Annotated in this window: 18 protein-coding genes and 2 riboswitches; of the genes, 1 reads left to right on the top strand and 17 read right to left on the bottom strand. The window is 28.3% G+C overall.

What is annotated here, in order from left to right; all coding sequences use genetic code 11:
• Nucleotides 1–37 precede the first annotated feature (37 nt).
• The 15 genes from J2Z24_RS11975 to J2Z24_RS11905 form a co-directional block, all read right to left on the bottom strand.
• A complete protein-coding gene (locus tag J2Z24_RS11975; RefSeq protein WP_051593205.1) occupies nucleotides 38–1,195 on the bottom strand; it encodes an ABC transporter substrate-binding protein in 1,158 nt (385 codons plus the stop codon).
• Between the two features lie 3 nt (nucleotides 1,196–1,198).
• Nucleotides 1,199–4,708: a cell wall-binding repeat-containing protein gene (locus J2Z24_RS11970; protein ID WP_035146919.1), complete on the bottom strand. Its 3,510-nt coding sequence runs from the start codon at nucleotides 4,706–4,708 to the stop codon at nucleotides 1,199–1,201.
• 175 nt (nucleotides 4,709–4,883) lie between these two features.
• Nucleotides 4,884–5,061, bottom strand: a riboswitch (cobalamin riboswitch).
• Nucleotides 5,062–5,147: 86 nt separating this feature from the next.
• A complete protein-coding gene (locus J2Z24_RS11965) occupies nucleotides 5,148–6,680 on the bottom strand; it encodes an ABC transporter ATP-binding protein (RefSeq protein WP_051593206.1) in 1,533 nt (510 codons plus the stop codon).
• 197 nt (nucleotides 6,681–6,877) lie between these two features.
• Nucleotides 6,878–7,792 carry an energy-coupling factor transporter transmembrane component T family protein gene (locus J2Z24_RS11960; RefSeq protein WP_035146922.1) on the bottom strand — a complete coding sequence of 305 codons (915 nt, stop codon included), beginning with the start codon at nucleotides 7,790–7,792 and terminating at the stop codon, nucleotides 6,878–6,880.
• Nucleotides 7,792–9,897, bottom strand: coding sequence for a hypothetical protein (locus J2Z24_RS11955; RefSeq protein WP_035146925.1), 2,106 nt, complete (start codon nucleotides 9,895–9,897; stop codon nucleotides 7,792–7,794). Before J2Z24_RS11955 ends, J2Z24_RS11960 begins: the two co-directional genes overlap by 1 nt.
• Nucleotides 9,898–9,958: 61 nt before the next feature.
• Nucleotides 9,959–11,485: an outer membrane protein assembly factor BamB family protein gene (locus tag J2Z24_RS11950; protein ID WP_035146928.1), complete on the bottom strand. Its 1,527-nt coding sequence runs from the start codon at nucleotides 11,483–11,485 to the stop codon at nucleotides 9,959–9,961.
• A 161-nt stretch (nucleotides 11,486–11,646) separates the two neighbouring features.
• Nucleotides 11,647–11,824, bottom strand: a riboswitch (cobalamin riboswitch).
• A 99-nt stretch (nucleotides 11,825–11,923) separates the two neighbouring features.
• Entirely contained in the window at nucleotides 11,924–12,751 is an 828-nt protein-coding gene (locus tag J2Z24_RS11945) for a methyl-accepting chemotaxis protein (protein WP_035146931.1), read from the bottom strand.
• Between the two features lie 99 nt (nucleotides 12,752–12,850).
• On the bottom strand, nucleotides 12,851–14,032 hold the full coding sequence (locus J2Z24_RS11940) for a GAF domain-containing sensor histidine kinase (RefSeq protein ID WP_035146934.1): 1,182 nt from the start codon (nucleotides 14,030–14,032) through the stop codon (nucleotides 12,851–12,853).
• A 181-nt stretch (nucleotides 14,033–14,213) separates the two neighbouring features.
• Nucleotides 14,214–16,049, bottom strand: a complete 1,836-nt coding sequence (locus tag J2Z24_RS11935) for a DUF1266 domain-containing protein (protein ID WP_035146938.1) — start codon at nucleotides 16,047–16,049, stop codon at nucleotides 14,214–14,216.
• A gap of 243 nt (nucleotides 16,050–16,292) precedes the next feature.
• The gene (locus J2Z24_RS11930) at nucleotides 16,293–17,252 is read right to left on the bottom strand and encodes an ABC transporter substrate-binding protein (protein WP_035146941.1); all 960 of its coding nucleotides are present in this window, start codon (nucleotides 17,250–17,252) and stop codon (nucleotides 16,293–16,295) included.
• A gap of 13 nt (nucleotides 17,253–17,265) precedes the next feature.
• Nucleotides 17,266–18,021: an ABC transporter ATP-binding protein gene (locus J2Z24_RS11925; RefSeq protein WP_035146944.1), complete on the bottom strand. Its 756-nt coding sequence runs from the start codon at nucleotides 18,019–18,021 to the stop codon at nucleotides 17,266–17,268.
• Nucleotides 17,984–18,874, bottom strand: coding sequence for an ABC transporter permease (locus J2Z24_RS11920; RefSeq protein ID WP_035146947.1), 891 nt, complete (start codon nucleotides 18,872–18,874; stop codon nucleotides 17,984–17,986). Before J2Z24_RS11920 ends, J2Z24_RS11925 begins: the two co-directional genes overlap by 38 nt.
• Nucleotides 18,875–19,236: 362 nt before the next feature.
• Nucleotides 19,237–19,938 (bottom strand): B3/B4 domain-containing protein, encoded by a 702-nt coding sequence (locus J2Z24_RS11915; protein ID WP_035146950.1) that lies wholly within the window; start codon nucleotides 19,936–19,938, stop codon nucleotides 19,237–19,239.
• A gap of 128 nt (nucleotides 19,939–20,066) precedes the next feature.
• Nucleotides 20,067–20,690 (bottom strand): LysE family translocator, encoded by a 624-nt coding sequence (locus J2Z24_RS11910; RefSeq protein ID WP_035146952.1) that lies wholly within the window; start codon nucleotides 20,688–20,690, stop codon nucleotides 20,067–20,069.
• Nucleotides 20,691–20,797: 107 nt separating this feature from the next.
• Nucleotides 20,798–21,619 (bottom strand): MerR family transcriptional regulator, encoded by an 822-nt coding sequence (locus J2Z24_RS11905; RefSeq protein ID WP_035146955.1) that lies wholly within the window; start codon nucleotides 21,617–21,619, stop codon nucleotides 20,798–20,800.
• A gap of 170 nt (nucleotides 21,620–21,789) precedes the next feature.
• Here J2Z24_RS11905 and J2Z24_RS11900 point away from each other — a divergent pair, with 170 nt between their 5' ends.
• Entirely contained in the window at nucleotides 21,790–22,614 is an 825-nt protein-coding gene (locus J2Z24_RS11900; protein ID WP_035146957.1) for a CAP domain-containing protein, read from the top strand.
• A gap of 54 nt (nucleotides 22,615–22,668) precedes the next feature.
• Here J2Z24_RS11900 and J2Z24_RS11895 read toward each other — a convergent pair whose 3' ends face one another.
• Together J2Z24_RS11895 and J2Z24_RS11890 are read right to left on the bottom strand one after the other, a co-directional pair.
• Nucleotides 22,669–23,109 (bottom strand): VanZ family protein, encoded by a 441-nt coding sequence (locus tag J2Z24_RS11895; protein WP_035146960.1) that lies wholly within the window; start codon nucleotides 23,107–23,109, stop codon nucleotides 22,669–22,671.
• Nucleotides 23,110–23,490: 381 nt separating this feature from the next.
• On the bottom strand, nucleotides 23,491–23,754 hold the full coding sequence (locus J2Z24_RS11890; RefSeq protein WP_035146963.1) for a hypothetical protein: 264 nt from the start codon (nucleotides 23,752–23,754) through the stop codon (nucleotides 23,491–23,493).
• Nucleotides 23,755–24,069: the final 315 nt, after the last annotated feature.

Here is a 24,069-nt window from a genome sequence, read left to right as displayed (position 1 = left end):
TAACTATTACCAACATTTCTTTATAAGTCTTCTTTTTTTATTTATCACTTGTTTTTGGTACTTTATAATAATGTTTTATTTTATGATCTTTAAACTCTTCTGGATGACAAATTGCTGCTAAATCCTCCATAATTTCATCTAGCTTATCTACTGATTGAGACCACCAAGGTTGTGTTGCCCATAATTGTCCATTTTTAATAGATTTCATATTTTTTATTATAGGCACTTGTTTTTCAAAATCTGTTATGCTTTTAGGTATCTTACTACTCTCAGCATAAATATATATATCTGAGTTAATGCTCTTTGCATAAAAATCTTCAAAAGTCATTGAAAAAGCTCCACTCTTATTACTTTCAACATCCTTAAACACATAGTTTCCACCAACTATATCATACATCTTTGCTTGATATGAACCTCCACGTCTTACTGAAAATTTTCCTTTATATGAAACTCCAGCTGTTACTAGTGGCTTGTCCTTTTCTTTAATTTTTTCACCTATTCTTTTAATAGTATCCTCAGCTTTTTGTAAATATTTATCAGCTACATCTTTTTTATTGTAGAAAATAGACATAAACTTTATCCATTCCATTCTTCCTAAAGGATGATTTTCTAAGGATGAAGCTTCAACAACATAAGGTATTCCTAATTCTTTAAGTTTAGGTCCAACTTTGGGTTCGTCTACTGATATAATAAACGCTACTTCTGGTTTTTTAGATTTAATTAATTCATAATCCAATGCAGCAAGTTTTCCTACATAAGTAATAGAACCTTTCTTCATTCTGTCATTTATTTCATCGATATGTCCTTGGTCTACATCATATTTTGTAACACACTTTACTGTATCAAATACATCCAAAGGTCTTATTAAAGAAGAATGTACACTTGAACATAATAAAACATTATCTATTGGAGTATTAATCACAGGAATTTTATCATATCCTTCTGGTTTCTTTTGCCCTTTTGGTACTAATAATAATTTTCTATTAGCACCATCTGTTACCAACTTAACATTATTATCTAAATATTCCACATTAAATTTGGTTGCATATTTAATTTTATCAGATTTATTTTTTGATATTTTCTCTTGATTTACTTGTTTAGAATCACTGTTTTTATCTTGTTTAGGCTTTTCAGCACATCCAAAAAGTGTAACCATAAGCATTCCACAAATAAAAATACTCAAAAGTTTTTTCATAAATTACACCTCTCCTTTTTTATTATCATTATTTAACTTTTTATCAGTATTGTTTTCTACAGGTATAGTTTCTTTAGTCTCCTTCAATTCTTCTGATTCTTTAACTACTTTTATATCTTTTTCTTCTACAGTAATTTTAAATTTAAGTTTTTCATCTTTTTCTGATGATTTTGGTTCAAACTTCTTACTGTTTCCCTCCAAATCTTCTTTGCTTTCTATTCTTTCAATATTCTTTTCTGGTATCACTATTATTTCATGAGTTCCTATTTGTTGTAATCTTTGTTTACCTTCATCAGTTAATGTGTAAATTATTGTATTATCTTTAACTTCTGCACTTTTAACTTTTAAAGTTGAACTTTTATCACTTATAAAAGTAAAGTAATCTGTGTTCACTGAGTTTTTAGCTATTTTTGTATTGAATTTAACAGTTATTTTACCTTCTAGAACATCAACTTCCCAATCCTTATCTCCAGCTTTACCAGCTTTTTCAACATTTATATATCCTGAGTTTTTTTCATATAATAATTCTGAAGCTATTTCATTATGGTATATTCCTTTAAATTTACTTTCTGTTAAATCTTCTTCTGCAGTAGTTTGTCCTGAAAAGTCTATAACTTCTCCAAGTCCTTTAAGTTGTAAATCTACTCCTGCTCTTTCAACTAAATCTTCATCACTATCTTTAAATCTAAATTCAATAAAATCACCTTTTACATTAATTCTATCTGCAGTTATTTCTTTATCACCTGCTTTGAACTTAAAGTCTTCTTTGTTTCCCACTTTATCAATAGAACCAGTGTATCTAAGTTCAACTATTACATTATCTCTATGTTTTTTAAGAGTCATTGGTTCTTCACTTACCTTAATTTTACTTGTAGGTGAAGCATTTATATACTGTGTATCATCTACTCCCATTTTCACTCCACTTACTGATTCAACATTTTCATCAATTATAATTGCTGTAACTATCTTTGAGGCTAACTTACTATCTACTTTTTTATCTTTTTCTTTTACAATATAAGTTTCTGGCAATTCAAGCCTTGCAACTTTTCCATCTCTAGAAACCTTTATGTTAGTATCCTGTGGTAAACTTCTAACTTTTCCATCTCCATCTTTAAATTTATAATTATCAATTTTATTTATAGTTGATGATTTCATTTCTTGACCAAATAGTATGGCCAATCTTTCTTTTTGCCCATCTTTTTCCTTACCTGTATTTACAACTTCATTAACAGTTGGAGTAACTCGTGCTCCATTAATTATAGTTGTATAATCCTCCATTATATTTCCTGATGGATCCATAGTATTTTTCACTTCTAAAGTGTATTTTAATCCATCTAGTTTTTCCTTTGTAATCACACTATAAACATCTTTGGATACTTTTTTAACTTCACTTATAATAACTTTATTTTCTCTTGAATCCTTTAAAGTATAATTACCTACACTCTTAGCTACATTTTCTAATACATCTTCGCTATAAACTACTGTTAAAGTGTTATTATCTGCTGTTAATACATATTTAACCTCTGGTTTTTTTTCATCTTTTGTTGCAGTAAATGTTAATCTTATTTCATCTTCTATTTTGTTTCCATAGGCATCCTTTAATTTATTACCTATTTCTACACTATTAAGACCTGGTCTAATATTCGTTACATCTTCAAATTTAATTTGAGTATCAGATTTTTCAAGTTTTGCCTTATCTTCAATCTCATAACTATTATTTAAAGTGATTTTGCATCTTTTAAGTGATTCTTTATCCATTGCTCTATCAAATTCTATATATATCTTGCCATCAGATCCACCTTTAATAGATTTTACCGTTGGTTTTCCAGTTACTTCTTCAACTTTGAAATCCATTGTATTTTCTTTTACAACCCAGCCTACTGCATCTGATAAATATTCACCATTCTTACCATCTGGAACATATAATTTATTAGTTCCACCTGGCAATGCTTCTCCTAAATAGTATTCTACTCCATCTATATAGAATCCATCTTTATTAGTTTCTTTTGCTTTTAATGAATTTTTTAATTTAGAAAGTGAACTTTCAAATCCTATTCTAGTTATGTTTTCACCATTTATTTTAAGTTGTTCAGCTAATATTTTCAGTACTTCTTCTTTATCCTTTCCTTCTACAAATATAGCTTCTGAGAATTCTATTACAACCTTTTTGCCAAAATTAGCTTCTACTTTTTTAATTGTTGGAGGTGTTATATCTTTAAATTTAATTTTAAATTTATCCTCTTTTATAAATTTTGACTTATCTTCAGTTAAAATACCCTTTCTAATTTTTAAAGTCTTTTCCACTCCTTGCGACTCTGCTTTTGCAAGAGTAATTAAAACCCCTCCATCTTTACTAACTGCAATAGCAGTTTCTTTGCTTAATCTTATTCCGTCTAATTCATAGTTTGTTACATCTTTAGCTGTACTAGAATGAACTTTTGTATCAAATATAACCTTTATTTGGTTTAAATTAATAGCTTCTACTGACTTAACTTCAGCTTTGCCAGGTATTTGCTTTTTATCTTTAAATTCTTTTTCTATGGCTTCACTTACAGAATTTATTCCACCAACCACTGTAACCTTAGTTTTATCTCCCATTTTTCCTTTAATATACTTAATAGACTTATCAACATTTTCCTTATTAGCACCTAGTCCTGTTAATACAACTGGAGCACCGTGCTTAGCAGCAGCTGCTGATGCCACTAAAGCATCTGCAAACTTTGATTTACTGTCATCTCCACCTGCCGCTACAAATATATTGTCAAACTTAAAATCTCCATTGAAGTGTTCTAATACTTTTAAGTTAGTATCAAATCTATCTGAACCTTTAGCTATTCTCTTGGCTTTTATGTGTTTAAAAATTTCTTCTGGTAATACACCTTCTCCACCTACTGCTAATACCTCTTTAACGTTTTTAATAGCATCTTTTACATCTGTAGGAACCTTATTTTTATTACCAAATATAACTGGGTATCCTTTAGTTGCAGCTATGGAAGCTACTGACAAAGCATCCGCATATCCATCTTGTCCATTTACAAGTATTGCTTTTTCAGCTTTAGTTGCAGCTATAACCTTTTTAGCTATTTCAGCATTGGTTTCATATCTTGAATTTCCACCAATTCTTTCTACTTTATAACTTTTGCCAAGTTCTTTTTCCATTATTTCTGTAACTACGCCTTTTCCACCTACTATATATATGTTTTTAACTCCTAGTTCAGTTAAAGTAGCTAATAAATCTTTTGATGGTTTATCTAAAGCATCAGTTAAAAGAATAGGAGCACTTTTTAATTTTGCAAAAGGTGTAGCAGATACAGAGTCTGCATATCCTAAACCATTAACTAATATAACATTTTCTGCCTTTTTAAAAGATTCCTTTGCAACTGTTTGTGCTGTTGTAAATCTATCAGCACCTGGCATCCTTGTCACTTGTGATGCTGCTTGTACATTTGTTGAAGCTAGTACTAAACTCATTACCGCAACACTGGCTAGAGCTTTATGATTTTTTTTGTTCATAGTTATAATGACCTCCCAAATTAAGTAAATTAATAATTATGTGTTATATGTAAAAAAATAAAACCCTCGCAAAGCGAAGGTTTATATGCATATACTTATAAGGAATATTTATTTAAATATTTTACAACAATATTTAAAATCATGCCTATATATGTTTCACCTCCCTCCGAAGCTACTCATACCGATGATTTAGGCAGGTCTCCTGACTCACGGGTCATCCTCTACCATCCTTCCCAGAGAGTTTTCTCCAGTGGATTTGGCTTCGTAACCGTATACAGTAACGGGGGTTGTAGTGGATTTTCACCACTTTCCCTATTAAACCTTAAAAAGGTACCTAAAACATAATATTAAATTGTATTGTTAACATAAAATTCATTATATCAGTTAATTATTCAAATTTCAACATATTTTCCTGATTTTTGCCTCCAAATCCTTAAGCTTAAAATAGTTCTTCTTCTCCATATTCATTTAAAATATTTCTAGTTTCAACATTCATAATTATATTTCCATCTTCTATATAAATCACTCTATGTGTGTACCTTAAAGCTACTTCATAATCATGGGTAATAAACACTACAGTAGTTCCATTTTCTGAAAGAACTCTGCATAATTCCATTAGCCTTTTTATATGTAGAATATCCTGTCCACTAGTAGGTTCATCTAATAAAATTATTTCCGGTGTCATTGATAATATAGACGCTGCTGCACATCTTAATCTCTGCCCTCCTGAAATAGTTTGGGGGTGATAATTAGTTAACTCATTTAATTCAAGAGCATCTAAATTTTTATTAACTACTTCTTCCACTTTTTCTTTACAATATTTAAGATTACGTGGTCCAAAAGCAACTTCATCATAAACCGTGTCACAAGTAAGCATTAATTCAGGATTTTGAAAAAGTATTCCTACTGTACCTGCTAATTCAAAGGCACTATTTTTTTTAGTATTCCTTCCACATATAATTACATCTCCTTCATAAGGCTTGTATAATCCTGCTATATGATGCATTAATGTACTTTTCCCACTTCCATTATTGCCTAATATGCCTACTACTTCCCCCTTATAAATATCTAAATTAATTCCTTTCAATATCCAATTAGGAACTTTTTTTCTTTTTTTCTTTTCATAGGAGAAAAAAACATCCTTCATTTCTATAACTTTTTCTCTTAAATGTTTTGATGAATTTTTAGTTATGTGTTCTCCATACTTATTTAGTAATAACTTTAAGTCTATATTATTTTTTTTAGGTATTCTTAATCCTAATGCTTTAAATATATGAAAATATTTACTAACTTCGTCTGTATTACAATCTAATACAATTTTTCCTTCATTCATTACTATAATTCTATCAGCCCAAGATATTACTTCATGTAGACGATGTTCAACTAATATAATTGTCATACCTTCATCACTTAATTTTTTTATTACTCCTAAAACCTCTTCAGCTCCTTTGGGATCCAGCTGACTAATTGGTTCATCCAACACCAATATTTCAGGCTTTAGTGCTAGCACAGATGCTAAAGCTACTCTTTGCTTCTGTCCCCCTGATAGTGCACTTGTACTAGAATTAATATATTCTTTCATACCTACCTTTTCTAATGCCCAATTTATACGTTTTGTTATTTCTTCTTCAGAAAAACATAAATTTTCTAAGCCAAAAGCTACTTCATCCAATACCTTAGTGGAGAATATCTGTTCATCAGGATTTTGAAATACTAATCCTACTTTTTGTGCCAATATTCTAATAGGATATTCCCTAGTATTAATATCACCAATAAATACATTTCCCTGTAAATCTCCTGTAGTTTCATGAGGTATAATTCCATTTAAACACTTAAGTAATGTAGATTTTCCACAACCTGTACTACCAGAAAGAAGAATAAATTCCCCTTTTTTTATATGTAAATTTATATTCTGTAAAGCATTATTATCTCTATTAGGGTACCTATAAGAAATATTTTCAATTCTTATCATTTGCATTCTCTCCTATAATAAATATTTATAAATAAACTAACACTCTATTGTTCACACAAGCCTTTATCCGATGACTACTCGCTCTACCTCTTCTTCAAGGTGGAAGTAAAGAGTAGCTATCTCCCTGGATAACGATTTCCCCTAAAGGATAACGACTTCTAAGGAGTAAAAATTCCCTCTGAAGACAAGAACTCTGTTTATAGATATTTATGTGTAAACCAATATATTGGTAGCAATCTATTGTTATAGTAAATCCGTGCATTGGAACAATAAGCTAACAATTTACATAAAATAATTCCAATTGTTAATAGGAAAAATAAAGTTATAATTATTTTGTCAAAAATTTTCATCTCAATTTTTCTTAGTTGTGTTCTTTCATCATAGGCGCGAAATGCTCTGGAATCTGCACTTCTAGCCATATTCATAGATTTCCTTATACAATTAGATAAAAGTGGTACTAAAGTCTGAATAACTGTTCTATAAATTCCATACAAAAATATTACTCCTTTAGCATCAAAGGGTTTATATTTACGCAATTTTTGTGAGTTTACAGTTACTTTTACTTCTGAAAATGTTATTGGTATAAATCTTAAACAAGTCATTACCATAAAAGATATAGTGTATGGTAATTTAAGTTTATTTAATCCAATTAAAATTCTAATAGGATCTTCCGTCCAAAATATAAGCATTCCAAAGGTCATAGGAATTACCATTCTTAAAGATTGAGTCATTCCATGTACAAATCCCTCATAATAAATAGCTATCCCTTCCCATAGACCTCCAATAATTGGAGTAGATGGCTCTACCACCATTGGCGGCAAAATATATAAAAGAGGTGTTCTTGGATATGCTTCATAAAAAATTGCTTGTATCCATATAATTCCCCAAACTGTTAATAAGTTTAGAATAATAAGTACTTTAACTTTTCTTAATGAAACTTTAGATACTATGACTATAATCCATACAAATAAAAATATAGTAAATAAAGCTTTCCACCCAGATAGAACCATACCAATAACTGCAAAGCATACTAGCATTATCATTTTTGTTCTAACATCTAAATAATTAAAAATACTTTCTTTTGATTCCACTTCTGCAAACTCATTTCTCATTAATCCATCACCTTCTTTAATTTTTTCCCAAGATAAATTCCACTTATTGATCCTACAATGGAATAAATCACTGAAAAAATTGCATTAATGTTAATGTACCAACTTGGATAAAATAATCTATATAAATACATCCATATATAATAAAAGGTATAAGTAGAATAACAGTTTTGTATACCAAAAATTAATGCTATTATAGAAAATACTTTAAAATTAGTTTTAAATTGTCTTTTCCCATTAGTAAACCCTGCTAAGTATAATAATCCTTCTGAAATAACTGAATATGACAACATCAATAATATAGCTACTGGATTAAAGGTTCCAAAAGCTATAGCTTTCAAAATAAGTCTTACAATAGTGGATATTATTATAACACCTGGTTTTGATACTAAACTAACTAAAGTAACTAGGAAAAGAGAGTTGATTACATCCCAAAATATTCCCGTTAACAAATGCATAAATGGTCCTAAAGGACCTAATATTGCTCTTATTACATCTCCCATAACAAACCATGCCACATCAACTAATGAAAACTTAACTGTAGTAAACAAAGCTATTAACATTACTTCACTTGTTCTCAAATCCTTTGTCCACTTTTTTTGCTTTATATAAAGCAATATTAAACAAAGTATAGATAATACAATAGCTGTAATCCCTATAATTTTTTGAAATTGTGACTCTTTATGTACATATAGATCAAATTCTTTAATAATAAGATTACAATCAGATCCAAAAAAAGAAACTTTCATTTGTCCCTTATATTTTCCTGGTTTAACTGAATAGGCGTCAGCAAATATTGGCATTTTTAAATCCATAGTACTGTTGGCTTTAACTACCATATTAGTTTCAGGAACAGATTTTAATTCTTCTTCCTTATCAAAATGTTCTCCTCTAAAGTATGTTATTTCCTTACCTTTATCATCTAACACAGCAAATTTCACATGAACTGGAATATCAACTTCACTAGAATTTTTAAAAATTCCCGAAATTAATCCTGCTGGATTATCATATTCTTCATCAGTACCTATAAAACGATGTATACCATCACTAATATTTTGTTTTACTTTAATATTATTTTTAAGTTCCTTTTTTAATGTAGTTTCATAGTTCCCATGCTGAATAGGATAAACTCCTTCTTCTAAAACATTGATTTTATTTTTTACTTCATTTAACTCAATTACTTTTATATTTTTAGAAAATTTCTTTACTTCATTACCTAAAACTGCTTCTATATTAAAAGTACCTGATTGTTCAATACTAGCCATAATCATTACTTTTTCTTCATAGTACCCTTTAACTGCATTAATAGGTAATTTCAATGTATGCTTATCTATAAATCGAATTTTATCATTGCTAATAGAACTAATATTTATACTGCTTGGAAATGAAATCTTTAGATAACCTTTAGTATCTTTATCAACAACAGCTCTAAGAGAAAATTCCATAGGTAATGTTTTATTTTTTATCATATAGCAATCTTTGGTATTACCTTGCGGTATGTGAGTTCCTATATATAATTTGTTTTCTTCTCCATTTATGACAATGCTCTCATCCTCGGAAACTTTATCCTTATAATTTAACAACTTAAAATCTTTAATTTTTACGTTATCTTGTGTATTAACATAAAAAGATATGCTTTCAACATTTACAACTCTATTCCCATAATATTTATAATAGGAATTAATTAGATTAAAATTCACCTTTCCTTCTTGTACTCTAAAAATCTTTGGAACTATTACCCGAGGAATACCATTAGAATCTATAAAAGTAAAGTTCTTAACTTTAGGGACTTGGCTATCTCCCATTAAATAATAAATAACATTTTTATCAGAATATTTTACACAAGCCCACACCTGTCCCTGACCTTTCCAATTCCAACTTACTTCACTTGGGAATTTTTCCTCAGGCATATTTACTTCATATAACCCCTTACTTTTTTTAACAACAATTTCATTGTTACCAACTTTAGGTCCTTCAATAGTTTTAATAGTATTCTGGTAGGCATATACTAAATCCTTATTTAGATAAAATATACCAATAAAAATAAATAAGTATACTAAAATAAAGCACCCTTTTCTATACTTTTTCTCTCTTATATTGTTATTCATAAAATCACCTACCTTACTATAAAAATCAACCTATTCCTAATGAAATAGGTTGACTCTTAATTTAATTTAACTTCAACATATATAAAGAATGTTTTCCATGTTTTTCTGTTCCAACTCTAGTTGGCCAAGTCGTAGCACAAATTACTTTTCCATCATCAGAAACTGATAAACAATTATAAATAATAGCTCCATCAGTACTATAGTATCCTATATATTTTTCTACAGCATCCTTACTATTAACGTCTATTTCTTTTCCTTTTCCATCTTTTGAAATGTCAAAAGCATAAACTCCACAGTACTTATAATCCATAGTATCTTGATTATGAGAAGTTGCTAAAAATAAGTAGTTGCCTTTCATAGCTATGTTTGTAACTGATCCACCTATTCTAAATTTCCACTTTAAATTTCCATCTAAATCAAAAACTTTAATCATCCCAACATCAGAATGTTGTGCAGGTGATTTAGCGTTATAATTGCTAGCTCCTTTTACAACAGTTTTTTTAGGAGCAATAATAATTTCATTTTTTCCAAATTCAATGCTGCTGTTTGTTATGCTTGTACACAAAACTATATCTTTATACTTTTCAGGTTTAAATCCATCAAATTCCTTAATTTTATTACCCTTTGAATCTAAAACATAAATTTTTCCATGACTAGCTACAGCAACTATTTTATTTCCTACTACACCAACTGATACATTAGTAGTTTTACTGTAAGACATTTCTTGATCATTTTTGATATCAAATTTCCAAGCCTCTTTACCATTACTTATATCATAAGCTTTTACACTAGCTGGTCCATTAGTCTTATCATTGTAGCTATAATTACCCATTACTAGTACTCCATCGATTACACTCATTTGACTCATGCTAAGCATGCCAGGATATCCATGAGATTCTGTTTGCCAAAGCTTTTTACCATTTTTGTCAATTGCCATAAGTATTTCACATTTGTCTTTTTCCTTACCTTTTTCCCAAGAAGTACTTCCTACTACATAAAGATTATCTTTATCTCCTACCATTTGAATATTACAACAAATGCTTAACTTTGCTTTTTCATCTTTATATTTTTTAACAACTGGTGCTAAATCCTTCTGCACATTGTATTTCCAAATTTTTTTTCCGGTATTTACATCTAGGCAAATAACATTTCCTTCTTTTTTTTCTTTTTTATTTGCATATTTTTCTGACATATATAGCTTGTTATTATTAATAACATAACTATATATGCCTCCATATGTAGCTGTTTCCCATTTCTTTGTCTTTGATTCTATTTCATACCAAGCCATTTTGTCTTTTTCAATAACAAGTACATTTTTTCCATCTGGTGACACAATTGGCTTTGTTGCTCCTACATCAAAAGCCCATTTTTCTTTTGTTACATCTGGAATTTTATTTTCTTCTACACTACTTAATTCTTTTTCACCAATTAACTCTAAATTTGGCTTTACTTTTGTTACTTCTGTTTCTTTATTTTCCGACTTATTGTTAGTTTGTACTGCACCTTTTCCACATGCAGACATAAGTAAAGAAGTAACTAACATTACCACTATTAGCATATTGGTTTTTTTCATTTTTAAAAGTTTCATTAAGAATTCCTCCTAAAATATTTTATTATGAAAAAAAATAAAACCTTCGCAAAACGAAGGTTTATATACATATATTTATAAAGAATATTGCTTTTAATATAAATATTACATAAAAATATATTTAAAAATTATTCTTGAATATGTTTCACTTCCCTCCGAAGCTCCATATACCATCTTAGGCAGGTCTCCTGACTCACGGGTCATCCTCCACCATCCTTCCCAGAGAATTTTCTCCAGTGGACTTGGTTTCGTAACCGTCTACAGTAACGGGGGTTGTAGTGGATTTTCACCACTTTCCCTATTAAACCTTAAAAAGGTACCTAAAACATAATATTAAATTTTATTACTATTATCGAAATTATTATATCAATATTCCGCAATTTTTGTCAATTTATTTTTATACATTTCAATAACTGTCCTTATAATATTAATATTTCTTTATTTAATCTCATCAGCTATCTTTCTTATTTTTACTATATGAGATTTTAATTCTGACATGGTAGCAGTAATTTCTTCTGTATTTGAAGCCTGCTGCTGAGATAAATCCATAATTCCTTCTACCATATTAGCTGTATCTTCAATTAAAGAAGATATAGATGTTATTTTCTTAGATATATCATTTACGTTTTCCGCCGTACTTTGTGCCAATTTTTTAACCTCAGTTGCTACTACTGAAAATCCCTTTCCATGCTCTCCAGCTCTTGCCGCTTCAATAGCAGCATTTAAAGAAAGAAGATTTGTTTGTTTAGCAATGTCTCTTATAAGATTTGTTACATTGTAAATTGTGCTTATTTCCTGATTTGCCTCTGTGGTCTTTTTAGATAAATCTGAAACTAAACCAGAAAGCTTAACTGCAGAATTAGCTATATCAGATGATGCAGTTTCTGTTTGATCCACAATTTCATCTAACTGGAAGGAAGTTTCTCTTAACTGAGATACTTCTCTTGATATTGGTGCAGTTACAGCAAAACCTCCTACCATTTTCCCATCATCATCATATAAAGGAATAGCTGTAGCCACATATCCTATACCATAAGGTGATTTATCACTAGTTATTTCCTGGTATACTCTCTTTCCTGTACGGCAAGCTTTTTCTGTTACAGTTCCTTCTGAAACAGTATCTCCAACTTTTGCTGGAATCTTAAGAACGTTAGATTCTAAGTATTCCACTATACGGTAATTCTCTGAAACTAAGATAGTACAATTTTCATCATTTAGCTTGTACATTATTTTAGCTGTTTCCTTTGCAATATCAATTATGTTCATATTTTAGCCCTCCTTATTTATACATCTTATAAAATTTTACTATGTTTATTTTAGTGGTATATTTTTAATAACATTTATAGCTAAAGATAGTGATTATAGTTACTTGAGAGGAATTTTTATAGTAAACCTAGCACCTTTCCACTCACTCTCACTAGCTTTTATTTCTCCATTATGTTTATTTGTAATAATATCGTAAGCTAAAGCCAATCCTAGTCCTGTTCCTTCTCCTATTTTTTTAGTAGTAAAAAAAGGCTCAAACAGTCTATATTTAACTTCTTGAGAAATTCCCCTTCCATTATCAGATATTTCACAAACTAAATAACCCTCTTCACTATAGGTTTCTATTTTTAAAATATTAGGGTTTATTTGTCCATTTTCTTGTACAATTTCTGACATCTTATTCATTTCATAAATTGCATTTTTAAGTATATTCATAATAACTTGACTAATTTCTATTTTATTACATGGTAAAAGAGGCAAGTTTTTTGAAAGATTTAATTCTACTTTATCAAAAACCATCATATCAAAACTTAAAATATCTATTACATTATTTATTATTTCATTAAAATTTTCTTCATTTAATCCTATTAGCTTTAGCAATTCTTTACTTTGACTAATTTTTAACATTTCTTCTTGTTGAACAATTTGAGCTTTTAAGCTATTTATATGTTTTTCTTTTCTATTTAACTCTTCATTAGCACACTTAAGTTCTTTTTCATGTTGCATTCTTGAAAAAGCTCCTGAAAAAGTTTCCGAAATTAGTCTTAATAAAGATTGAATATCCTTAGTCCAATTTTTATTTTCAAATGTGTTGTCTAGTCCTACATATCCTATTAAGTTATCTTTATTAAAAATAGGTAATACAATAAGAGACTTTATTCCTTGCTCTGAAAGAACTTCTTTTTCTACTTCTGCTTCTTCAGGCATTTTTTCCACATCTTCAATTGAAATAATTTCATTATTCTTTAATTTTTCCATCCACCAAGGGCACATTTCTGTTTTAAAATTTTGAAGTTTATCCTTTTCAGAACTAACCCCTTTAGCACACCATTCATAAACATTATCCATATACTTTAAATTATCTTTAAATAAGAAAATATAAGATCTAGCCGAATTTGTTCTCTCACCTAGTTCCTCTAGACACTCTTCAATTAAATACTCTTTATCTAAGTTAATTTTTATAAGCTTAGACGATATTTTAGAAAGTATCTCTTCAAATATCCTAGATTCTATGTCATAACTTTTATTTTCTTTTTTATTAATTTTTTTTTCCTCTTCCACAATATTTCCTCCTTGATACATGAAAACCACTCAATAATCTAACTTTCATATATACAACAATATGTATCATATTCAACTTAAAACAATCTTGTTTTTTCCACTAATTGAATAATATATTCGACAAAAATATGTATTTTCCTTTAATAAATTATACGATTGATGATACATTACTATAATTTTCTTACCTAGGATTTAAATTCAAATTCCAATCAAGAGTATTATATGGACTTTCACTATCCTTAATTAAACACTTATATATTTGATTTCTCATAAATAATCCACCCGTTATATCCTTTGGACTGTCTCCTGACCAATATTCATATCCTATTAAATAATTCTTTCCAATTTGTTCCCAAGAAGAAAATTTCCTCTGTACAACTCTTGCCGTCTCCATAATTATATCGTTTGCTTCATTATAATCTAAATATCCAGATATATATCCCCATCCTGTTATACTTATAAGACGACTTAAATCCCATCCCAATATACCTACTTGTCCAACTTCTTTACTATATTTTCTTATAACTTCTAAATCTCTTTTATGCTCTGGATTAGGAAAAGAATTCATCTCTTCTTTAAATTCTTCATCATTTAAATGGTCAATTCTATTTTTTATATCCATAAATATTTTATTATGTAATCCATTTTTTAATTCTTCTATAGTATCTAGTAAATCATCTCTATCTTCTATTCCCCACCACTCACTTAGTCCTTCTCTGCTTTCTTCAATACTTTCCTCATCTCTTGCACTTCCTCCTAATAAATCTATCTCTTGGTCATTATATTCTGCTAATATTGCTCCAACTGCGTATCCCCAATGAAGCTGTTCTTTTGTATATTTTTCTGGAGCTTTAATCAATTTTATTATGGAATTTTTTTCATCCCATATAAGCTTTTGATTTAATAATTCTGTAATAACTTCACTAGGAACATATATAACATCATCTTCTAAAGTTATTGGAGTATTTAGGCTATATTGCCTACCATTTATAAATATTTCTTTATTATTCCCGTCTAAGTAAATATTTTTGCCATAAATATTTACCATTAAACAATTGTCCTCATCTTCATCCTCCTCTACCATTCCTCCTATAGCCTCAAAAAATTCTTCTGCTGGAAACATAATAATGCCATTTCTTAAAATTATACATTCTGTAAGAATTACTTCTTCATCATGGACTATTAATGAAATCTCTCTTATTTTCTCTAACACTTTTTGTCTAAATTCTAATACCTGATTTAATTCATATCCGTCAATATTTTTCAAGCTCTCATCCTGTAAATAGAAATAAATATTACCATTATTGCATATGATATTTTTCCACTTCTTTTTTATGTTTCCTCTTTCCTCTACCCATTCTAACCAAGTTATTATAGTACGTTTAGTATTTAACATAGGAAGCTTTACTTTTACGCTTTCTATAATTAAGTCTGCTTCATTTTTGTTTACAGGTATACTATATTCTTTACCGTTTAAAAGATATATTTCTATAGAATAGGATTTTCTAAAAAATAAATCATATAAACTTCTTCTCTTCTTTTTATATATCCATACAAGCATATTATATGGTATTAAAACATAATTAAAGCCTATATTAAATATAAACCAATTTGATGTAATATAATTGTTGCCAATCTTTTCAAAAAAAGCATTTTCAGATGTTTCCCTTTGTATTATATCTTTTAGTCTATCTTCATCTCCAAGCTGTCTTAATTGTCTATACATGAAATGTTGCTTTTTATTAATAAAATGCCAAAAGGACTTTATAAGAAAAAAAGTGCTAATTAAGAATATAATGAAAAATAAAGAATACATTATTAAATAAACTTTTTTTATGTCTTTTAGCTGTGGTAATCCATTTCCTATAAATTCCTTTACCATATGAATTATATTTTCATATTTTGAGTTTGGAACAAAAAAAGTTACACCTAATATTGCAACTATTACACAAATGTTTATTAGTGCACTTTTGCCACAACTTTTATTTATTTCTTTGTCAATAAAACTTTTACCCATTTAGTTATCTCCTCTTTTGGTAAATTTTTCTCTAGTTTAGAGTAGAATAGAAGACTTTCTGTATGTTCTATTTTCATATTATCGTAACTTTTCAAATTCTATTAAGTGGAATAAAAAGAAAACTTTATCTTAAATTTAAAAATCTAAGATAAAGCTTTCTCTTGTTATCATATAACTATAACTTTTATGCTAATGTATATACATTAAGAGATATTTTAACTTATATCTATAATATAAACTTAATTATTTAGTCTTAATATACTTAACATTTTTTAAATCTGGTTTTTTAATATTTAATGCTTTCAAGCTGTCTTCATTTATATATACATCTGTTTCATTGGATATTTTTACTGGCATTTTAGAAATATCTTCTCCCTTTAGTACAGATACCGCCATTTTTCCTGTTTCATAACCTAATTTATAATAGTTAATTCCAACAGTAGCTAATGCTCCAGCTTCCACAGAACCTTTTTCAGCTGCTACAACTGGCACTTTTGCTTCTAAAGTATGCTTTGCTATTATAGGCATTGATGATACAACTAACTGATCCGTTGGTACATATAAAACATCAATTTTCTTTACTAAACTGCTTATAGCACTATTTACTTCATTAGTACTTGTTACTCCTGAGGCTATGATCTCATAATCCTTTGCTACCTTTTTTAATTCATTTAATTGTACTTCTGAATTTACTTCACTGGTATTATATATAACCCCTATTTTTTTTGCTTTTGGAACTAATTTTTTTATTAAATCCACTTGCTTTTCTATTGGTAAATAATCTGAAGTTCCTGCTACATTTGTTCCAGATTCATCTAAATATTTTACTAATCCAGCCTTTACTGGATCTGTAATAGAACTTATCATAATTGGAATTTTCTTTGTTGCATTATAAGCTCCTTGAGCAGAAGGAGTACCTATTGCAAAAATTAAATCCTTATTTTCTGATGCAAATTTTTTTGCAATTGTTTGAGATACTGCTATATCCCCTTGAGCATTTTGGTAATCTATTTTTATATTTTCCCCATCCTTATATCCGTTTTCCTCTAATGCTTTTATAAATCCTTCTCTATTTTGATCCAGTGCAACATACTCAACAATCTGGGTTATACCTATATCTATTGCCTTTTTCTTATCTGCATTCTTTGCACATCCAGTTAATACACCTGCAACTATCATTAATCCAATAATTATTTTTTTCATAATACTCTCTCCTTTATACTGCATATTCAAATTTCTTTAATATATCTTCCACTGTTAATTTTTTCTTTTCTTCTTCATCTAAATCTAAAATAACTTCTCCTTTATGCAACATAATAAGTCTATTGCCATACTGTATTGCATCTCTTAGATTATGAGTAACCATTAATGTAGTAATATTTTTTTCCTTAACTATTTTTTCAGTGAGATTCATAACTTCATTTGAAGTCTTAGGATCTAATGCAGCCGTATGCTCATCTAAAAGTAGTACTTTAGGATTTGATATACTGGCCATAATTAAAGCCAATGCTTGTCTTTGTCCTCCTGATAGATACTTTACTTCTACATCTAAAAGTTTTTTTAAATCCAAAGAAATATCTTCTAGTAGTTTTTCTAAATACTCAGTTTTATGGCGAAGGCAATATTTAAAATTAATTAATTTGCCTTTATTAAGTGCTAAAGAAAGATTTTCTCTAACAGTCATAGATGGACATGTTCCTAAAGATGGATTTTGAAAAACTCTGCTTATAATTCTTGTCCTTTTGTGTTCAGGCATTGTAGTTAGCTCTTTATCCTGAAGAAGAATACTTCCCGAAGTTTCTTTAACCACTCCAGAAATTATATTTAATAATGTGGATTTACCTGTACCATTACTGCCAATTATACTTACAAAATCACCCCTTTTAATATTTAAGTTTAGATTTGAAAACAACTTATTTTCTCCCATATATGAATTATGAAAGCTTTTTGATAAATTTATTATTCTTAACATAACTTAGCCCCCTATTTCTTACTTTTTCATTCTTTTTAAGTCCACTGGCAGCAAGGAATATAATAATTACAATTGATGTAATCATCTTTAAATCCACTGGAGTAAGTCCTAAATTCATAGCAAAATATATAGTTATTTGATAAATTATTGTTCCTATAATTACAAGGCTTGTATCCTTTATTAATTTTTCTCTTTTTATTATAGATGTACCAATAATTATTGAAGCTATTCCTAAAATTAATGTTCCTACTCCCATTGAAGCATCTGCAAACCCTTGATATTGAGCCATTATACTTCCTGAAAGAGCTACAAGACCATTAGCTACCATAAGTCCAAGTATTTTTATTCCTCCAACTTCTATTCCTAAAGATTTAATCATTTGAGGATTATCTCCAACACCTTTTAGTGTATAACCTAGTCCTGTTTTTAAAAATAAATCAATTAAAACCTTAATAGTTAAAACAAAAATTGCAGCTATTATTAAAGGATCAATATTATGGAATATATTTACTTTTCCAAAAATAGGAACATTGGCTTTTCCCATAATTCTTAAATTTACTGAATATAAAATTCCCATAACTAAAATTCCAGAAAGTAAATTTGATATTTTAAATTTTACATGTAATATTCCAGTTATTAATCCAGCTAACAATCCTCCTATAAAGGCTACTAAAATACCTGTTACAGGGGAACCTCCTCCTTTAAGAGTAATAGCTATTATAGCTCCTCCTAAAGTAAAACTCCCGTCTACAGACATATCAGGGAAATCCAAAATTTTATAACTTATATATACCCCTAATACCATAATTGATAAAATCAAACTCTGCACTAATACACTCATTATTCCTTCCATAAAAAATCTCCTCTCCTTACTTTTGGATGCAAAAAAGCCACATGGTGTTCCATGTGGCTTTTAAATGAATATATAAAAAAACGTAAAAGCCACATAGATCATCTATGTGGCTTTCTATAATAAAATTGATGAAAAACTTAATTTTCATAGCCAACATAGATACAAACCTTGTAATCGCAAGAATTGCTGGGTTTGTACCTATGTAAATTATCAGGCACAAACCCTATCTAAATTGGCTACTAAAGACAACAAGTACTCTTTTATTCAATAAGTTTTTCATAATTTATTCCTCCTAAAATTTATTGTTTGTAGTTTACCACTTTTATTTGATAAAGTCAATACCTTTTTTATTTTATTTTTATTTAAATTTGAATTTCTCTGTTATATTTATCAATAAAACCCAAGGTTACTTCGCAGTTAAAAATATCTTTTAAAAGCTTTCCTAATTCATCTCTAGCATTTATTACACTAGTATGATTTTTATCTTTAAATCCATCTATTGGAAAAAATATGTTCTTACTTTCCTTAGTAATTTTCCCCTCTTCACTTTGCCTCCAAATCCATCTTCTAGTCTTTACTCTATTTCCTACAGAATAAATAAGTTCTCCCTGATCTAACAATTCCCCTTCCTTTTCTCCAAATGGAATAAATTTATCTCCTTGTTTTGAGAATCTAACACATATATCTTCATCAGCACTATCAATATCATGAGCTCCTAATGGAATAAGATACTTTAATGAAATTGCATTTCCAATATCAACTATGGAGTTTATTTTAGGTAATCCTTTCTTCTTAGATACTCTTGTAACCATTGCCTCTATAGAACTCATAAACTTGTTTGGATTTATATTAAGTTTTTTAAAAGCTTCTCTATAATAGATTATTTCATCACTCTCTTTAACTTTTTTATCTCCAAATTTTTCTTCAATAAGCTTTATATTTTTGTCCAACAATTTACTAATTTGGAGATTCTCATTTTTATTGTTAATTCCCTTTGCAATAACAACTCCAAAACAAACATTCTCTAGTTTATCAAAAACCTCTTCTGACACTATAAACTTCATTTTCATCCTCCCTCTAATCTAATCCACTACCTACCATTCTCAATTCTACCAAATTAAATAATTCCTAAGTTTTAGATAGATTTTACTCATGAGAAACATACTATTCATCTTTAATGGAGTAATTTATTTTATTTAGAAAAAAAGAAAGTTACTCCAATTAACGCAAAGACCCCAGTTTTTACTAGATTTATTTTTTTAGATATATTAGGTTTATTTAATAGACTATTTCTTAGCATTTCTGAAAAAATAGAAATAATGAAAAAAATAACCATTGATTGTATCATAAATATTACTCCTAATATAATCATTTGTATGGGAACACTAAATGACCCTTTAGTAACAAATTGAGGCAATAAGGCTAGAAAGAATAAAGCAACCTTAGGATTTAAAACATTCATTACTATTCCTTTTCTATATAAAGATAACATATCTCCAATTTCATATGACTCCGCTTCTACTAAAGAGCAATTCCTTTCTTTAAATGCTTTCCATGCAAGAAATAATAAATAAAGTCCTCCTGCATATTTTAAAACCTTATAAGCAACTACTGATTCATGTAATATAGCAGAAATTCCTATTGCTGCCGCTGTAGAATGAACTAAAACCCCTGTACTTAATCCCATTGCTGTTGCTATTCCAGCTTTTTTCCCCTGAGAAATACTTTGAGTAACTACAAATAGCATATCCGGACCAGGTACAAGAGTAAGCATAATAGAAAAAGATAAAAAGTAAATTAATTTTGAAACTTCCATACACACTCACCTCTTTTCTGTAAAAATAATAAGCCTAGTAATATATCCCTAACTTCGCTATAATATGGATTACTAAGCTTATTTTAAACTATCCAGCAACTGGAGAGTCAACATCTTTTTACTTTTATTTGAATTTCCGTAAGATAGTCTTTTTTGTCCTTTGATATAAATTCATTTATTATAGTTCTCTCAATAGAGTCTCCAATTATTTCATAATTATTTTTATTTAGATAATCTATAATAATTTTATAATACTTTGGAGATTTACTATGATTCCCTCTATAATATATACATGCATATTCCCCTTCTTCAATTGTCTCTAATAAATCATTATCAATACCATCTTCTTCTATTAAGAGAAATATGGAATTATATTCATCAAACTTCGTTTTATTTATACTATTCATAGAAACTGTAAGTCCTACTTTACCTATAATTATGGAGAAATAAATACTGGCTTTTTTCTCTAGCTTTTTTAAACATATTTCTAGCTCTGGTTCTGATGAAATTCTTTCTTTTAATCTTATTATTTTTCTTTCTTTAATTGTCTTTATTATTACAGTTTCTAATTTATTTATTTTCTTTGAATCTTCTATTTCTTCGATTCTATTTTCAAATCTTTTTTTTATTTTTTTTAATTCATTAATTTTATTTTCAGTTATTCTCTTCTGTTCCTTTAATAATTCTAAAAAATCATCAATACTTCTAGTTTCTAAATGATTTTTAATTTCTTTTAAAGGTATTCCTAGTACTTTTAAATAATTTATCATATTTAACTGTTCAAACTGTTCAGTAGAATAATATCTATATCTAGTATTTTCATCAACATAATTAGCTTTAAATAATCCTATTTCATCATAGTATCTAAGAGTTTTTACAGGAATATTATATAACTTTGATATTTCCCCAATGGAAAATCTATTTTTCATCCTAATCTCATCTCCTAATATATAGTCTTTAAATAATAGAATCTTTTGATTATTATAACTTGATTTTTTAAATTTAACAAAGTAAAAATTAATTAATAAAATTATTATTTTTCCTAATACTATTTATGTAATGAAATATTTAAAAAATCTAAACTAAGGAGTGATTTTAGTTGAGAAAAAAACTTATTGTTTCATTCTTACTTATGTCATCTATTTTCGTAACTTCCTGTGGTCAACAGCAAACAAAACAGCAGCAACAAAACAAAAAGGCCATAGGTGGGGTAGAATCTTCTGTTACTAAAATGGGAGATATTGAAAAAGTAAAAATTGCTGTGGATAAAGCAAGCATACGATCCGGTTGTTCTGATAATACTTCTGTGCTTCAGACCTCATACAAAGATAATACTTTAGACGTAGTAAGCCAGGTAGCAGATTGGTATGCAGTAAAACTTCCTAATAACAATATTGGTTTTGTCCCTAAAGATCAATGCAAACCAATAGTTGTTGAAGACAAAAAGCCAACAACTACACCTGAAACTACTGGTACAACACCTGAAGGCACAACCACACCTAAAACACCAAGTACTAAAACAAATGCAACTACTTTAACTGATAGTGAAAAACAGATGATTAAACTAGTAAACGATGCTCGTGCTCAAAACAATGTACCACCTTTGGAAGTAGATATGCAATTAACAAATGTAGCTAGAATCAAATGTCAAGATATGATAGACAACAATTACTTTAGCCATAACTCTCCAAAGTATGGAAGTCCATTTGATATGATAAAATCTTTTGGAGTAAAATTCGTTCAAGCTGGAGAAAACATCGCAGGTAATCAAAGCGTTGAAAATGCTCACAATTCCTTAATGAATTCTCCTGGCCATAGGCAAAACATATTAAACCCAAATTATACTCATATAGGTATAGGAATAAAAGCAGGCGGCCCTTATTCAAATATGTTTTCACAGATGTTTATTAGTAAACCTAAGTAAAACTTAAAACTAAATATTAAAAAAAATATGAAGCAGAGAAGTAGTCTTCTCTGCTTAAATTTTCTTCTTTGCTAAAAGGAATCTAATTCCTACAGCTAATATTCCTCCACAGGTATCTATAAGTACATCTTTAATTTTTCCTGTTCTTTCTGGTACAAATAATTGATGAAATTCATCACTACAGGCATAAATAAATGTAATAAATAAACTTAACTTCATTGCTTTTTTTAAAGAAAAATTCTCTTCTAAAGCAATCATAAGTAGAAAACATAGTATAAAATATTCAGTAAAATGCCCTAGCTTTCTTACTATAAAATTAGTCATTTCTCCGAATATGTTATTTATATCTATTCCCAAATAGTTTATTATTTGTATAACAAAACCACTTTTACCATCAGATACCTTTCCTGTATCTGAAGAAAATTTAAATATTATAATCATCCAAATTAAAGGAAGCAAATATTTAAATAACCTTTTGTAATTTATTCTTATCATCGTCTCAATCCTTTTTGTAAATATGTACAATTTAAGTTTAAATGATAACTATATTACTTTCAACAATTTAGAGAAAAAAATATATAAACTTTTATTTAATATAGCGAATTTCAATATGACATATTTATTTTTTCATGGCATTGTCAATTTAAATTCTTATTCTTGCTTAATTTGTAATTTAAAATTGCTTTTGCTATAGCTTGAGAACATATTTCTTGTCCTCTTTCAGATGATATAAATTTAGAATCTGAATAATTACCATTAAAATCTCACCTACTCTAAATGAAACTTTTAATGTACATTTTTTTCAACAGTCCCTCTTAAACTTTGTGTCCCTTTATCATTATCTCCATGCCCTGCATCAATACAAACTGTAAATTTTCAATCTTTTATGGATGCTTGTACATTAGTGCTAATCTTTCTTTTACTAACAGTATCTACAGTAGTTACCATATTACTTACAAAATCAACTGCTTTTTTAAAAGCAAACTCGCATATACTTAATAGGGAAAAAATAACTAAAAAAATCATAAATAATCTTATACTTACTTTGATTATTTTTCTAATTAACCTTTTTCTTTTATATCTTGCACTAGCTTTCCTATATCTTGTACTAGCCTTTACACTTCTTTTATTAGTTATCATGAATTTTACTCCTTAATATATTGGTAAACTTTTGTTATAATATTAGTCTTATATAATTAATTATATATTTTATATGCATCATAAACTTATAAAAGTTGTATCATAATCGTAAAATCCAATTTCAGATTATTGATTTTTAATAAATTTTGTGATAACATTATTTGGTAAATAGAATTATATATATGTTAAAAGGCAGTAACTGCTCATATTTTAAATATGAGTGATAAAGTCAACATACTGACCTTTCTGGTCTGGCTTTATCGTGACTATTTTGTCAAGTGAGACTTTTAGCACAATGGATTTATCATTGTGTTG

Source organism: Clostridium tetanomorphum (genome assembly GCF_017873215.1).
GTDB classification, from domain to species: domain Bacteria; phylum Bacillota; class Clostridia; order Clostridiales; family Clostridiaceae; genus Clostridium_AO; species Clostridium_AO tetanomorphum.
The sequence above is the reverse complement of the archived record's forward strand: the minus strand, read 5'-3'. Positions and strand labels throughout refer to the sequence as shown.

What these genes read in the sequence shown, in the direction of transcription:
- J2Z24_RS11975 (WP_051593205.1), bottom strand. Translation starts at nt 1,195, where the DNA reads ATGAAAAAACTTTTGAGTATTTTTATTTGTGGAATGCTTATGGTTACA.
- J2Z24_RS11920 (WP_035146947.1), bottom strand. Translation starts at nt 18,874, where the DNA reads ATGGAAGGAATAATGAGTGTATTAGTGCAGAGTTTGATTTTATCAATT.
- J2Z24_RS11955 (WP_035146925.1), bottom strand. Translation starts at nt 9,897, where the DNA reads ATGAATAACAATATAAGAGAGAAAAAGTATAGAAAAGGGTGCTTTATT.
- J2Z24_RS11970 (WP_035146919.1), bottom strand. Translation starts at nt 4,708, where the DNA reads ATGAACAAAAAAAATCATAAAGCTCTAGCCAGTGTTGCGGTAATGAGT.
- J2Z24_RS11965 (WP_051593206.1), bottom strand. Translation starts at nt 6,680, where the DNA reads ATGATAAGAATTGAAAATATTTCTTATAGGTACCCTAATAGAGATAAT.
- J2Z24_RS11935 (WP_035146938.1), bottom strand. Translation starts at nt 16,049, where the DNA reads ATGGGTAAAAGTTTTATTGACAAAGAAATAAATAAAAGTTGTGGCAAA.
- J2Z24_RS11925 (WP_035146944.1), bottom strand. Translation starts at nt 18,021, where the DNA reads ATGTTAAGAATAATAAATTTATCAAAAAGCTTTCATAATTCATATATG.
- J2Z24_RS11950 (WP_035146928.1), bottom strand. Translation starts at nt 11,485, where the DNA reads ATGAAACTTTTAAAAATGAAAAAAACCAATATGCTAATAGTGGTAATG.
- J2Z24_RS11945 (WP_035146931.1), bottom strand. Translation starts at nt 12,751, where the DNA reads ATGAACATAATTGATATTGCAAAGGAAACAGCTAAAATAATGTACAAG.
- J2Z24_RS11915 (WP_035146950.1), bottom strand. Translation starts at nt 19,938, where the DNA reads ATGAAGTTTATAGTGTCAGAAGAGGTTTTTGATAAACTAGAGAATGTT.
- J2Z24_RS11895 (WP_035146960.1), bottom strand. Translation starts at nt 23,109, where the DNA reads ATGATAAGAATAAATTACAAAAGGTTATTTAAATATTTGCTTCCTTTA.
- J2Z24_RS11890 (WP_035146963.1), bottom strand. Translation starts at nt 23,754, where the DNA reads ATGATAACTAATAAAAGAAGTGTAAAGGCTAGTACAAGATATAGGAAA.
- J2Z24_RS11960 (WP_035146922.1), bottom strand. Translation starts at nt 7,792, where the DNA reads ATGAGAAATGAGTTTGCAGAAGTGGAATCAAAAGAAAGTATTTTTAAT.
- J2Z24_RS11905 (WP_035146955.1), bottom strand. Translation starts at nt 21,619, where the DNA reads ATGAAAAATAGATTTTCCATTGGGGAAATATCAAAGTTATATAATATT.
- J2Z24_RS11930 (WP_035146941.1), bottom strand. Translation starts at nt 17,252, where the DNA reads ATGAAAAAAATAATTATTGGATTAATGATAGTTGCAGGTGTATTAACT.
- J2Z24_RS11910 (WP_035146952.1), bottom strand. Translation starts at nt 20,690, where the DNA reads ATGGAAGTTTCAAAATTAATTTACTTTTTATCTTTTTCTATTATGCTT.